Source organism: Thiosocius teredinicola, from assembly GCF_002009425.1.
Lineage (GTDB): Bacteria > Pseudomonadota > Gammaproteobacteria > Chromatiales > Chromatiaceae > Thiosocius > Thiosocius teredinicola.
This window is the reverse complement of the sequence record NZ_CP019936.1, coordinates 4405072-4418206: the sequence shown is the minus strand read 5'-3', so window position 1 is coordinate 4418206 and position 13135 is coordinate 4405072. Positions and strand designations below refer to the sequence as shown.

Annotated in this window: 19 protein-coding genes; 1 reads left to right on the top strand and 18 read right to left on the bottom strand. The window is 55.1% G+C overall.

The window, feature by feature from the left end; all coding sequences use genetic code 11:
* Positions 1–58: 58 nt before the first annotated feature.
* From B1781_RS20900 to B1781_RS20855, 10 genes are all read right to left on the bottom strand, one after another.
* Positions 59–565, bottom strand: coding sequence for a YegJ family protein (locus B1781_RS20900; protein WP_078121504.1), 507 nt, complete (start codon positions 563–565; stop codon positions 59–61).
* A gap of 29 nt (positions 566–594) precedes the next feature.
* Positions 595–1020 (bottom strand): hypothetical protein, encoded by a 426-nt coding sequence (locus B1781_RS20895; RefSeq protein ID WP_164513491.1) that lies wholly within the window; start codon positions 1018–1020, stop codon positions 595–597.
* Between the two features lie 116 nt (positions 1021–1136).
* A complete protein-coding gene (locus B1781_RS20890) occupies positions 1137–1508 on the bottom strand; it encodes a hypothetical protein (RefSeq protein WP_078121502.1) in 372 nt (123 codons plus the stop codon).
* Positions 1509–1602: 94 nt separating this feature from the next.
* On the bottom strand, positions 1603–1911 hold the full coding sequence (locus B1781_RS20885) for a hypothetical protein (RefSeq protein ID WP_078121501.1): 309 nt from the start codon (positions 1909–1911) through the stop codon (positions 1603–1605).
* A gap of 49 nt (positions 1912–1960) precedes the next feature.
* Positions 1961–2230, bottom strand: a complete 270-nt coding sequence (locus tag B1781_RS20880; RefSeq protein ID WP_078121500.1) for a hypothetical protein — start codon at positions 2228–2230, stop codon at positions 1961–1963.
* A 37-nt stretch (positions 2231–2267) separates the two neighbouring features.
* Complete coding sequence (locus B1781_RS20875; protein WP_078121499.1) at positions 2268–3575, bottom strand: lipocalin family protein; 1308 nt, start codon at positions 3573–3575, stop codon at positions 2268–2270.
* Positions 3576–3634: 59 nt separating this feature from the next.
* Positions 3635–4060 (bottom strand): hypothetical protein, encoded by a 426-nt coding sequence (locus B1781_RS20870; RefSeq protein ID WP_078121498.1) that lies wholly within the window; start codon positions 4058–4060, stop codon positions 3635–3637.
* A 63-nt stretch (positions 4061–4123) separates the two neighbouring features.
* The gene (locus B1781_RS20865; RefSeq protein WP_334223810.1) at positions 4124–4903 is read right to left on the bottom strand and encodes a dihydrofolate reductase family protein; all 780 of its coding nucleotides are present in this window, start codon (positions 4901–4903) and stop codon (positions 4124–4126) included.
* Complete coding sequence (locus B1781_RS20860) at positions 4819–5187, bottom strand: YciI family protein (RefSeq protein WP_078121496.1); 369 nt, start codon at positions 5185–5187, stop codon at positions 4819–4821. The genes B1781_RS20865 and B1781_RS20860 overlap by 85 nt, the downstream gene beginning before the upstream one ends.
* A gap of 262 nt (positions 5188–5449) precedes the next feature.
* Positions 5450–6076, bottom strand: a complete 627-nt coding sequence (locus B1781_RS20855; RefSeq protein ID WP_078121495.1) for a LysE family translocator — start codon at positions 6074–6076, stop codon at positions 5450–5452.
* Positions 6077–6243: 167 nt separating this feature from the next.
* On the opposite strand from B1781_RS20855, the gene B1781_RS20850 reads away from it, so the two are divergent.
* Positions 6244–6639, top strand: a complete 396-nt coding sequence (locus B1781_RS20850; RefSeq protein ID WP_125932208.1) for a hypothetical protein — start codon at positions 6244–6246, stop codon at positions 6637–6639.
* A 95-nt stretch (positions 6640–6734) separates the two neighbouring features.
* Here B1781_RS20850 and B1781_RS20845 read toward each other — a convergent pair whose 3' ends face one another.
* From B1781_RS20845 to B1781_RS20810, 8 genes are all read right to left on the bottom strand, one after another.
* Complete coding sequence (locus B1781_RS20845) at positions 6735–7211, bottom strand: AraC family transcriptional regulator (RefSeq protein WP_164513490.1); 477 nt, start codon at positions 7209–7211, stop codon at positions 6735–6737.
* A 194-nt stretch (positions 7212–7405) separates the two neighbouring features.
* Positions 7406–8116 carry a methyltransferase family protein gene (locus tag B1781_RS20840; protein ID WP_334223809.1) on the bottom strand — a complete coding sequence of 237 codons (711 nt, stop codon included), beginning with the start codon at positions 8114–8116 and terminating at the stop codon, positions 7406–7408.
* Positions 8117–8185: 69 nt separating this feature from the next.
* Entirely contained in the window at positions 8186–8746 is a 561-nt protein-coding gene (locus B1781_RS20835) for an AAA family ATPase (protein ID WP_078121492.1), read from the bottom strand.
* Between the two features lie 17 nt (positions 8747–8763).
* On the bottom strand, positions 8764–9180 hold the full coding sequence (locus tag B1781_RS20830) for a hypothetical protein (RefSeq protein WP_078121491.1): 417 nt from the start codon (positions 9178–9180) through the stop codon (positions 8764–8766).
* Between the two features lie 230 nt (positions 9181–9410).
* Positions 9411–10295 carry a tetratricopeptide repeat protein gene (locus tag B1781_RS20825; RefSeq protein WP_078121490.1) on the bottom strand — a complete coding sequence of 295 codons (885 nt, stop codon included), beginning with the start codon at positions 10293–10295 and terminating at the stop codon, positions 9411–9413.
* A gap of 158 nt (positions 10296–10453) precedes the next feature.
* Positions 10454–11377: a PEP-CTERM sorting domain-containing protein gene (locus B1781_RS20820; protein ID WP_078121489.1), complete on the bottom strand. Its 924-nt coding sequence runs from the start codon at positions 11375–11377 to the stop codon at positions 10454–10456.
* A 321-nt stretch (positions 11378–11698) separates the two neighbouring features.
* Entirely contained in the window at positions 11699–12463 is a 765-nt protein-coding gene (locus B1781_RS20815; RefSeq protein WP_078121488.1) for a class I SAM-dependent methyltransferase, read from the bottom strand.
* 150 nt (positions 12464–12613) lie between these two features.
* On the bottom strand, positions 12614–13054 hold the full coding sequence (locus B1781_RS20810; protein WP_078121487.1) for a lysozyme inhibitor LprI family protein: 441 nt from the start codon (positions 13052–13054) through the stop codon (positions 12614–12616).
* Positions 13055–13135 lie beyond the last annotated feature (81 nt).

Genomic DNA, 13135 nt, shown 5'->3' with positions numbered 1-13135 from the left:
AGTAAACGCCCGAGGGCGTTATCGTTTTAGCGTTAGTGGTAGGGCAAAGAAGCTCGTTTCAATCGTCGCACTCAAGCCCGTAGCTGGCCTTGAACTGGGCTGCCTCTTCGGGCGGCGTATTCTGCAACATCGCGCAGGCGGTGAAGTTGCCCATCATGCGGTTGTCGGCAGTGTCGAGGTAGAGCCAATCGACGATCTCCGACTTTTCAAAGGTCACGGCCTCGCCAGCTGTGATGTGTTTGACCAGTCGAGGCTCGTTCCCGATCGTTCCTTGAAACTGGCCATCGTTCTCCGAAAACGACTCGATCCAAAAGTATTCGGTGTAGTTGTCGTCGGAAAACCCAACCTTCACCGAGAACCACTTGATGTTCTCTTTCGGGTTTCGGTATAGCTGTAGAAAATCGTCAAGCGTGGCCTTGGCTTTGGCAAATGCGTTGCGCATATGTGGGTCGTCCGACGCCACCATCTCCACCTGGTCGGTGCTCGCCCTGTCTGAAATAGTGTCTGCCGCAACACTGTAGGCTGCACACAGCAAGAGAGCTGCACTTCCTATTGTTTTGTTCATTCCATTCCTCTGTCGCAGTGGATGCGTTACTAGGCATTCACCTGGCTGCGAGCGCCGATGGGTATCACGAACACCACCAGTCCCAGAATGCCGAGATTATAGAACAGCGGGTAGGCGGTAAATGCGTCGAAACTGAACATACCGAGAAGGTAGATAGCGGCCGTTATTGCGGTTAGAACAAAGCCGAACCGGAGTTCCTTGCCTGGGCTTCGCCAGCCAACGGCCCGGCCTCCGAGAAACAGCATTGCCGTGGTCAGCACCATGTCACCCGCCAGATAGATGAAGCTCTGAGAGTAAACGGATTCGATATCCGGAGACGTGAGATCGAAGCCCAGAATCAATCCAATCGCTACGGCCCAAAGCAAGCCGACCAGTGTTGCCAGCAAGATGGTGTAGCCCAGGCCTGCAAGCACACCTTTGACCGGTTTGTATGGTCGACTGCTTTTGTGAATCAAGTCGGACTGGGGCGTTTTGTAAGGATCCATTAGCGTAGTGCCGATTCTCGTTCGAAGATGATCGATCGTACGTTCAACTCATGAACTTGTGGTTGTGTCTCGGCCGGACGCATCCTCTATCGGTAGCTATCCGGCGCGGGAGGGCCCACGGAATCGTCCAACACCAGCCCCTGTTCGATCACCATCACCGGAACCGATCCATCGAAGCGATAGGCGATACGGCTATCTTCTCGGATCAGTGCGGCATCGATTGGGTTTCGCACTGTTGCACCTGCCCGGTCCTTTAGTTGTCCTGCGGCAATCCGGGCATTGATTGTGTCGATCTCAGCGTCAGTCGCCAGTCGGACGGGTGTGAGGTTTTCCGGGCACGCGAGAATCGACACCATCGACGTGTCGAAGCCCTCGGGCGCGACCGCTGCGTCTGCATGCGCTGTCGCCAAGCAAGCCAGGCAAAGCCAGATGATGAGTGTCAGAAAAAATGTGCGCATTGTGTGAATCCTCAGTAACAGTGCTTGACGATCTGTTGTGGCAACGGGGGTGCACCTGTATCTCAAGGTGGGGCGCAGCCCTGCGCTCAGTCCGTCAGCCTTTGGTGCATTGAGTGAATATCGATTCCGGAGTTAATTCGCCATCCTTGTAGATGAACGGAATGCGATCTCCAGCAGCCGAAATCACAACCTTGTCACCATTGATCTCATAGAGGAAATCCCCGGAAACAGTCTGATCGCCGTGCTTTGCGGTCAGGTAGCCAATGCCGCCGGTTTGAAAGTGGAGCGTGTAGACGCCAATTTCTTCGCCCTCGCACACGAATTCACTGGTCTCAATCGAATCTGAGCAGCCGAATAAGGTGAGTGAAACAAGAGCTACCAGAAGAATAGAGCGTGCTTTCATAAGCGCCTCTTTTAGTCGGTGACAATGCGCAAAAAGATCGGCATTGATATCAAGGGGGTTGGATGGGCTTGCTGCAATCTACGTCTTCAAGGCCAAGATAATGCTTGAGGGTGCCATAGCGTTCGAAGCACTGCCAGCCTCCGGCCTCATCGTTGGTATCGCAGGCAAACACACCAAACTGTGTTCTATACAGCCAATTCTCGCCGCACTGCCCGGCATGAATCGCCCCCCAATACATAAGTGCGACCATGCACGAAATCGCGGTGCCGGCCGCCAGGCTGAGTTTGACGATTGGAAACTTGGTCGGCTTTGTCGGCATCAGCGCTTGGCTCTTTGTCTCGGCTCGCTGACGCAACTTACTGGAAATAGTAGCGGTTGCCCAGGATCACTCGTTCGCCATCGGTGGCAAACAGCTCAGTGCGAACGCGGCCACTGTCGAAATACAGGGTGATTTTGAAGCCGTCGATTTCGTACTGACCTTGAAAGTCGGCGCCTTGGCTGTTTTTGTTGATCGTAACGGTGTTAAGCGTGCCGCTATCGGCCGACGTCGAGCTGAAGGTTCCCTTCTTGCTCTTGGTTGTGCTGCCGTAGGTCTCCTTCACGCCATCCGTTGAGCTCGACAAGGACGTCATGCTGGTTTCAAACCGTCCGTTCTTATGCAGCACCAGGCCACGATTCGTGACGATGCTGTTGAAGGCGCCACCATGTGCATTGGGCCGGTGCACCGCCAGGTTGAAGCGCGCGCCTTTGTCCTGGGCCTTCATAACCGTTCCCTCGGCCACACGTTCGTCGAACTTGTCTTTAGACCATCGTTCCGGCTCAAGACGTCGCGAAGCCTCGGCATCGAGCGCCTCGGGGAATAGTTCGGGGTTCTTGTACACCCAGCCATCTTTCAACACGAGAAAGGTGGCTTCGTTGAACTTGAACACACCTGAAATGACATCGTATTTTTTCTCGCCGAAGTGATGAACGACAGCCTTGATGTCTTTGGTTCGAAGGCCGTTCCCCGCCTTTGCCATTATCGCCTGAAGGTGGTTGTCGGCTTCGGAGGACGACCGGATCGCTCGCAAGGCATCGTCGTTCCTGCTGGTCACCTGGTGCTCGCCGCGTTCTGAATCAATGCGCCGGGGCGTTTTTGTCGGAGGTGGGAAATTGGCCTGGGCAACGAGGCTGCCTACCCCCGCCATCGTTTGCTTGTCGATGCTCTTCTTGTTGATCATTGAAACGAGGAAACGCTGAGCATGGTGTTGGGGGTGGGTTTTCACCATGAGGATCTGCGAGTGTCGTTTGCTGTTGCCTAGCTGAGGCTCAACACCAACGCCATATACGACGGCTGTCTCCGTCTCGCCAGAGTCGCGGCTGTTGATCTTACTCGACGCTTTGAATGTACCGGCTTTCGTTAGCCCTCCAACCAGCTGCCGCAACAGCTCCTCGGCATCACCGCCCTTGATGCGATCGGCTGGGCCTATGGTTACGCTGGCGGATCGATCGGGAGAGGTATAAACCATGACGCCGTCGTCTGGTCTGCGTTCGCTGATGCGCCAGCCATCGGGAGCGTTGATGTCGAATGAGGGTGAAGGTGCGGCCGATGTGCCGCAACTGAAAAGCAGCGTGGTCAGGGCGAACCCCAAGAGCTTGGTCAGCATCCAATGCGAAAAATTCATCCCTCTATGCTCTCTCAGATGTGCGGCAAACTGTGGAGGCCAAGAATCTACTACGGCTATCAGGCGTTCGTACACTTGGCGTATCCCTTGGCGATCGCGTACACCACAAACGGATTCAACGCCAAAGCGAGGGCGGTTCCAACATGGCTTGCCATATCCTGATCGAAGATGTGCCTCAAGCCGATATCGCTGAAGTATAGGGGGTAGGCGGAACCTACCAGCAGTAGCTGCCACCAGAAAAGTCGACGGCGCTCAAAAACCCATCGACGTATCAGTTCGATAACGCAGGCCAGAAAAGCTGTGGCTATCCACCAATAAAACACCAGGTAGAGAATGACGCGAGGATCCATGTTCGGACCTTCTGGCTGTGAGGCCCAGTAGTCCAGGCGTACCGACGCGTCAAAGTAAGCAATGGCAAAGAAGACTGCGGCAGCGCCTAAAGACAAGGCAGTCAACGCTTTCGCCGCGTAAATGAGTCCGTTCATTGTAGAGTCCAAAACCTAGTCAGAAAGGCGGGCCGTGTCTGGACCCGCCGCTGCAATCGATTGCTAGGTTGCATTGTGCCCTGGATGGCGCAGGACGACATGCGTGGCTTTCTCAGACGCCACCGATTCAACGCATTCATATCCCAGTGCGCGCAGGTCGACGCCTTCGAACAGACGCTCTCCGTTGCCGAGCAATGCCGGCGAGATCGCGATGTGCAGCTCATCGATAAGTCCTTCGCGAAGATATTGCTGGATGATGTTGGGGCCACCACCGATCCGCACGTCCTTTCCGGCAGCCGCCTCCCGGGCCCGATCGAGTGCCTCGTGAATGCCGCCCGTGACGAAATGAAATGTCGTACCACCCTCCATCTCAATCGGCGGGCGTGCATGGTGAGTCAAGACGAAAACTGGAACGTGGAATGGCGGATTGTCGCCCCACCAGCCCTTCCAGCTCATGTCCGGCCAAGGGCCGCGAACTGGTCCGAACATGTTCCTTCCGAGAATCCATGCGCCCATGTTGCGAAAGCCGCGCGAGGCGAACGCGTCGTCGAGGCCCGTTGTGCCGCCATCCTTGTTGAACAGAGCCTGCTGAAAGGTGTGTGTCGGAAATAACCAATGGTGCAGATCCGTTCCGCCGATACCCAGCGGATTGTCGATATCCTGATTGGGGCCTGCGCCATATCCGTCGAGCGATAGGGTGAAGCTCTCAACGCGAACTTGTGTCATGTGGTACCTCGTGTAGGGATGCGCGCCGCTGGTCAGCCCAGATCGTCGGCCTCGTAAAACGGTCTTATCTCGATGTGACTGGGTCCCGGCATCGGGTTCGGGCAGCGCTTCACCCATGCCACGGCTTCGTCCATGTCTTTGACGTTCCATATCCAGAAGCCTGCGACGACTTCCGTGGGTTCGGCAAAGGGGCCGTCGCTAATGTTACGACCTGCGCCATCGAAGTGGACTCTTTTGCCGCACAAGGAAGGCTTGAGCCCGTCGGCCATCACAAGAACGCCGGCCCGGCGCAGTGCCTCGTTGAACCTGCCCATCTCCTCCATCATCTTGATCGTCCCGGGCGTGCGGACGAAGTCCTCGTCGCCTTCGGCGCTGGCTTTCACGAATACCATCACGCGCATTGTCGTTCTCCTGATTCGAGCGAGCCCTTACGACTCTCATGTGTACGACGAATGGGGTCGACTAAAAACGACATACGGACGCGATTCTCGTTTCGCGAATATCGGCGGGCCCAATATCCGGGCTAAAGCCGAGTTGATCGCTCGACATGTCGCTTCGGCTCCGGCGATTCCGCCGCTGCAAGGCGCGCGGCAAAAATGTGCGGCGCGCCTGTGGGCGGCTTTATCGGCTGGGTGTGTGTCGCTATGGCAACACAGACGGCTCTTATCGCTCTGAGCTAGTCTTCAAGCCCAACAGGATCGCGGCGGCAACCAGGCCCGCGCCGGAGACTCTCTCGACCAAGGCTTTGTATTGATGCTTGAGCTTCTGCGCCAACCAATCCGAACCCAACCCATAAGTCACTAAAAACAGGCCATCCACGACAATGTAGGTAGTACCCAGTACGAGGATCTGCATCGCCAGTGGTTCATGGGTGTTGATGAACTGAGGGAACAATGCGGCAAAGAACACGACCGCCTTCGGGTTCGCTGCAGAGGTAATGAATCCGCGCAGCCAGAGTTGGGTGAGCGACGCTTCGGGGTTGGCAGAAGTATTGGCGTTGTCGCCGAACGACCGGGATATGGTTCTGACGCCCATCCAGATCAGGTAGGCAACACCCAACCACTTAATCACTACGAAACCATAGCGTGAGGTTGTAATGATTGCAGCCAAACCGAAGCCTGCCATCAAAATCTGGATGGCGTTTGCAGACAGGTCGCCTACCGCGGTCGCCAATGACCGTTTGAAGCCATTGCCCATGCTCACCGATATCATCAGCATGTGACTTGGGCCCGGGGTAACCATGAATACCAGTATCGTGCCCAGGTAAACCAGCCAGATATCCAAATACATGGTAGTAACTCCCGGTTAAGCAGGCCGATCTACTGCTAACCCTAGCAGCGTTTCGGCAACAATACCCGCACGCTGTATGATGCCAGCTGAAAAACGGTTTGGCCTGCACTGCTCACGACAGTGCCGGCCGATCGTCAAACTGCGCCGGTAGATCGAAAGGAGTTGAGATGGAAAAGGAAAACCTAAAAAAGCGGGTAAAAGGACGGGCAATCCGAATCGTCATGGGCAGTCTGCTGCCCACCATATTCGCCGTTGTCTATCTGATGGTTTGGTCACTGGAGCTACCGCCAATCAAAGAGCTTGCCGTGGTGCTGCTGTTCGGGTACATGTTCACCGGCGTGCAAGCCATTGTGGCATCGCTGGTGATGGAATTCGTAGTCAACCCGCGGTGGGGCTATCCGGTCGCGATCGTTGTTGGGGGCGTGTTGGGCTTGGTCGGCATTGCTATCTTCGCACTGGAGGCTGAGTTGCTGATCATGGGCACGGTTATCGGCACATTGATGGGATGGCTGTTGCATTTCCACTACCGGCGGTCGACAGTACTTGAGCGGCAGGGCGTTTAGCGTGCCCTGTGCAAAACGGCGCTGATGCTCTAGTGCAGAGTGGCCTGCACGTCGCTTAGGCTTGCCGGCGGCGCCCAAGGTTAGGCACCGGCCCTTCATTCAGATGGTGCGACCGGGATGCATATCTCGCACTCAAACTCCCCCGTCTTGCAATCAAAGGCGGCTCCCTTCGGGTAGTACTCAAAGCAGGGGCGGTTATCGAGCCGCAATCCGCTCGAAGGCAGCCAGTCCTTGATCAAAGATGCCCAGGCCGCACCCACCTGTCCGGCGGTGCCCCTGAAATCGAGCACTGCATACTTGCCACCCGGGAGTGTTGTCTTGAGTGCTCCACCCGTCGCCTCAAACTCAGGCGCGATCTCAGCGCAGGCATCATAGCGGCATTGCTCGGGGGCGGTGATACTCGGATCGTCATGGCTGACGCCATATCTGGCGTGGTCTGCCCCAAGCTTGTTCGCGACTGCCCAAGGCACATAAGTGTCCTCCCAGAACCGTGCGATGGATTCGCCGTAGGGGCCGACGTGGCGAAGATAGGCAATGGTGGCGGGTTGGCGATCGACAATCGCAACTTTCATGGTGGCGTCCTTGTTTGGGGTTCGCGAGGTTATGTGTACCACGAAGCTGCGAATAACGCCTGACCGACTATGCAATTTGCCCAATCGGCAATGCATTTCGTAGCGCTGGGTAACACCGATGTTGTCTAGGCCACGTCAGAAGGGGGGCTGACGACTATTACAGGCAAGAGTGTCTTCTCTCAGCTTCGCATTCTTCAGTAAACCCCGGGTATCAAACGAAACCGCACGCGTTGTGCATAGTCTCGATAGCCCGGTAGTTCGTCCAGCAATGTCTGGTCTTCAAGGGCTGTTCGAATCACTGTGACGATCAAAGCGACCGCGGCAGGAATCAGTGTCCAAACCGAGCCCAGGGCAAGAACAATCCCAATCAGCGGCAGAATGTTTCCCGCATAACCCGGATGTCGCACGAACCGGTACGGACCACTGTCACACACCCTATGCCCTCGATCTGTCTGGATCCGCACAACGCTGGAGAAGAAGCGGTTCTCAGCGACGGCCCATGCGGCGAATGCGTATCCGAGCAAGATCAAAATGAAACCAACGACAACGAGCCACAGGGGGAATTCAGTCGCCCAGCCATAGCGATGATCCAGCCCTGCCACAATGACCAAGGGGAACACGATGGTCACGGCCATCAGTGGAGCAAGCACTTTGTCCCAAGCCTTCGCACTGCGGAAGTTCTCGGTGCTTTGCCGTTCAGCCGTCAGGCCTGGGTGTCGATGTTCGGCCCACATGCGCCCGCCTATGCCGGCGACAAGAATCAATACGGCATATAACCAAGCTTGCCACCAATTGGGGTCTCCTCCGCATATCAACAGGATCGCTGGGATAAGGAGATAGGCCGCGATTAACCTGATCCACTGGCGAGCGGCTTGTTTGTTAGCTGCTCGTTCGCTGGTCGTCATCGCTGACATGCCATTGCGTAAAGGGAGTGCGTCGACAGCCTCTGCGCGCATAGAAAGTGCTGGGCATGCTCATGCTCGACCGTGAACTCGAATGTTGAATCCCTCGTCTTCCGTCGGCTCTTGGAAGTGCTTGGTCACTTCGTTGAACATCGCCTCGGTGTCGAAAGCCGCCCGTTCTGGGCTCTCGACGCACCGTTTTGCAATCTGTTCCAGGCAGGTGTCGTCACTCAGATCGAGGTAGTGGAGTTCGTTGTCGGCTCCGGCGTCGGTGGCTATCGCTCTGAGCCAATGCCGCTGCTTTACCGTGTTTGCGGGAAAGTCCAACACCACGTCTGCGCCGGCCCCCAAGATGTCGACGACGTGCGCCTTAACCAGCGGTCTTATTAATGACGAGTAGTGAAGATAGTCTTCGAATGACGCGATGTTGCCAGGGTAGAGCGTTGACAACCACTGATCCTCGCAGATCAATACAGCATTGCGTTGTTCTGCGATCTGCTTTGCCAGCGTCGATTTTCCTGCCCCCATCTTTCCGGAGACCAGTATCAGTGTTGCTGTTCGCACATTCTTCCTTTCAGCGATTAAGCTCCGGTTGGCTAACAGCCGGCATAGAGCCAGCGGCAAACCTCTCATTCGACGGCCTGTGCTGGTTACTGCGGGTCTTTGCGCAGCACGTACTGGCTGAACAAATGCTCTTTGTCTGTCTTCACCATCAGCATGGTGTGATAGATAGCCGAGATGTTGTCCAGCCAACCCTCTAATCTGGCCACTTCGTCATCGGATATTCTGCCGCTCATCCTGAGGCCGCTGTCCGGATGAGACAGCCACATCCTGCCGCTGTGCAGAATGCCATGAACACCGGCGACGATTCGCGAGTCAATGTTGTCTGCTGTTGTGATCTCATCGAACAGTGTCTTTAGGCAGTCAATGATGTCGTCGTAAACATCGTCGCTGATTGTTCGACGATAGGGCTTTAGCATGCCCAAAAAGCAGTTTGGCCAATCTTGCGAGTTCTGCAAGAACGAACCATGTGTGAACAGTCGGTCTTTTGCTTCTTCTTTGTTCATCTCTATCTGCAATCAATGAGGCTCCGGTTAAAGGCCAACGCCTGAGTGAGTCGCGGGCGAACGGCATGGTCGACTTGTCGCAACCTGCCAGGCGATGCTGAAATATTTTCACTTAGCGATTCAGCCTTCTTCAGAAAGCGTAACCGTTCACAGGACAAAGCGCAGAACAGCACGCAGTTGGAAGGAAAAACGAAACTTTTTCTTCTGCCTGGCTTTGTCTTAGCGCGTGGTTATTCCAACACGCATGTTACTTCGATAATTGTCCTGCCTTCGTTGTCGGTCCAGGCTTGCAATGCTCCGCGTAACGACGTCTCATCTGAAGCGCCTACGCCGATCTCGTGGCGCGATATCCAGATGGATTCATCTACGGTGTCGTGCTCATCATGCGGTCTTCCCTCGCTGCACGCTTGGCACAGTACTCTGTAGTTGGTAGTCCAGTCTTCAGCGATCATTCCGCGCTGTTCGAGTATTGCTTGCAACTCGTCTATGTCACTCTGTCCGTCGGCTTTGACGGTTACCTTGAATGTTTTGAGGGCCGAGCGTTCGAACAATTCGAGTACATTGAATACAGGTTTCTCGATCTCGCCGTGCATGCGGTAGCCAACCGGCGCACCGTCATGCAACACGATGTCGCCGGCAAAGTAGCCGGACTCCGGCAGCGGTACGTTCAATATTCTGGCTCTTGCCGGATCAATGCGTTGTGCCCAGACGACTTCAGCATTTCCATCCGGATTCAGCCTTACGGGGGTTAGCCCGAAATCACCTTCTATCGGTCCTTCTTCGTTGTCTATCGATATTCCAGCGTCCTTCCATGCCTTTCTTGCTGTGGCCCAATCTCTCAATGCGGTCGCGGCTATGGCCAGATTCCATAGGGCGCTTTCATCGTCCGGGTCCAGCTCATTCGCTGTCGCATTGAACGCGTACGACTTTTCCCAGTCGTTCCGATACTTGTAGATGAGCCCGATGTTGTAGTGGCTTTCCGCTTTCTCTGGAGCCAAAGCGATCGCTTTTTCGTATAGCACCAACGCTTCGTCGTCGTTTCCTGCGTCGCTGAGTATTTGCGCTTGCTTGTGCAGCGCTCGAGCTTTTCGTTTTTTAAAACTGAATATCGCCATTGGCTTACGAATGACTGCGTGTAGTAAGTAGAGAAAGGGTCAGGCCCCTCTGATCCCGAGTGCCTTGCTTTGGTCCTGTGCAGTGTGTCATCCGTCGTTGATGGATACAAAAAACCCCGCTGCCGCGGGGTTCCTTGCCACTAGCTTCAAGCCAGCTCTCAGGCGTCGCCGGCCTGCTTGCGTCTCCGGTAGTGACCGAATCCCGCAATACCCAGGCCCATCAGTGCGATCGTGCCTGGAACGGGTACACCGGTTCCTGTATCGCAGGGTGGTTGACTGCCGTCGTCGCAGGTTCCGAAGGTCACGCTGCCGATCGTAGAAGCGATCGCGGCATTGTCGAAGGCGTCGGATACGACGCCGTGGTAGGCAACGGGCGTCAAGACCTGGCCGTTTGGCTGAGTTCCCGCTGGCGCAAAGCTGGTCGTGGAATTGTCATTGACGCAAGGCGCCGTCGGGTCGTCGCGGCAGGGGTCCAGCCCGTTGATAGCCAGTGGTGAGGCGCTGTCGACCAATGCCTGGCTGGTGGGGTAGGTGCCAAAAAAGCCCTCGAATGGGTCGATGCCGATTAACGCGTTGATCTGGTTGATTCCGTCAACAAATACTCCCGACGGCTGCCCAGGCGAAGCGTGGTCAGTTCCGAGCACCAAACCGCCGCCACGCAGATCGAGCTGTGTGGCGTAGTTCTGAATCCATCCAGCCTCGGATGACATGCCATTGGCGTTCGTCCAGCCGGGTGCCGAGGAGATGATTCGGCCATCGACAATCAGGTTCTGGTCCGCGAGGCCCAGATACCAGTTGGCAATATTCTGATAGTTGGCAACCTGGTTTGCCGAGCTGTTGGGCCCCGTCACGAGGTCGTAGACCCAGACTTGTGAATAGCTGCTGAAGTCGGAAATAACCGTGGTGTTCAAGTCGACGTAATCGACGGTATTGCCGTCGGCGCTTAGAAAATTGACCAACGATTGACCGTCGGCGACGTAACTCGAGCTGCCTACGCGCCCGAAGAGAATGCTGGCAGCATTCGCCGACGATGCGGACAGCAAGCCGATTAAGAACAGTGATAAGCCGCGAGATTTATTCATTTTTCTTCGTACCGTGAAAGTCGTTTGTGATTTGAAGCGTTCTCCCGAGAAAACATCAAGGCAGTTTTTATGCCTGAGATTCGGGGTACGAGAAAAATTATTATATATTTCAGCGACTTGGCGTTTTCGCCAAAAGTGACCTGAAAAAGTATGTAAAGTTTTTCGACGTTTTCAGGTGATTTGCCGATGGGTTCGTACGCAGTACGTTGAAAGACCCGTTAGCTCCCGGGCCAGTTATTCGACGCAGGCCGTGCGGCCTGAGTGAGGGTAGAGAAGTCAGTAGGGATCAAAGATTCCGATCCTTTGATTTCCTTGATGTATTCATACGTGACATACAGGAACGATATCGATGTGTCTTTCACCCTGCATGGGGGGGCGCAAGGGGCATGCCTTGGTTGGCCAATGGCTCCTGTCTTCAACGATATGAAGCTGATATTTCTCGTTCAGTGAATCGGAGCTAAACCGCTCGACTTTCGAAAAATAGGGTTCATATCGATCGAAATAATCCATGCCGGGCGCTCGAACGTGATACTCCTCACTGGGGTTGGGCTCTGGATACTCGATAGTCCTTTCTGCCACCAAAGGCACAGGAAGAACCGCAACGCCATTTGGCTTCAGGATTCTGCGGATCTCAGAGATAGCCTTGATGTCGTCTGCAATGTGTTCCAGCACGTGAGAAGCAAACACGAAATCATATGTTTGATCTGCAAATGGAAGCTCCTGCAAGTCAACACGATGATCGACGCCTTTCATGGACAGGTCGGCTGTCTCGTATGTACCGAATCGCGCTGAGAAAAAGCCCCGGAAAAAAGGCTCCGGCGCAACGTGAAGCATGCTTAACGACGAATTGTCTCGTCCATCCAGTAAGCCTTTAACAACCACGAACTGGATTCGATGCCGTTCCAGCGAACCGCATGCTGGGCATTTGGCATGTTTTCGTAATCCAGTAGGAGGGTGAACATCCCGAAACGGGCCGCTGTAGTCACATACAGGGCAGGTAAACCTCTCTTTCTTGAGATTTCGAAGCAAGAACGGATAGCAACTGGCCTTGTTCTTCAATCTGCGCAGATAGAACTTAATACTCAAGACTATCTCCCGTCTGTTCGCCGTTGCACGCCGAATGAGCCGGCCCTTTCGGAGTGCTGTATGCACAACAGTCGTGCAGCCATCCGCAATGGGATTGCAGCTTGTCGGTCAAGAGATTCGTTGCGCTTGCGGCGGTGCAAGGGGGCTACCTCAATTTGTATCCTTCAAGTACTCAGCAAGATCATCCGTACGTTCTTTGGTTAGGCGCTCGCGGCAAGAAAGAACATACAGCCCTTCCGCCGTGCCGCCGCCGGCCCCCATTTCTCCTTCAAAAGCACACGTCGTATCCCGGTAGGCCAGCCAAGCGCGTTGAGCCTCAATGAGCGAGGGCTCGTATCCCACTTCTTTTGCCTTGGCTCTTACCTGTGCGTAAATCTTATTCAGCCGAACGTCCTCAGCGACCCAGTGATAGCTGGCACAGATCTTCATTCGAAGCGTTACGCCACTGTCGCAGGCATCGTAGTCTTGTCGAATTTCTTCTGCAGTCAGAGAGGTAAGTTTCGTCATGGCTTCGACGACCTCTTCATCGGGGGCAGCGAGGCAGCTCATGGAACTGCCGAATAATGCTGCCATCCAGATCAATTTGCGCATGTTGGTACCTCAAGTTTGTCGCAAATAGCAGTGCAAAGTGGCATGGCGATGGCTTGCCGCACTGCGCTGACAGTAACGATG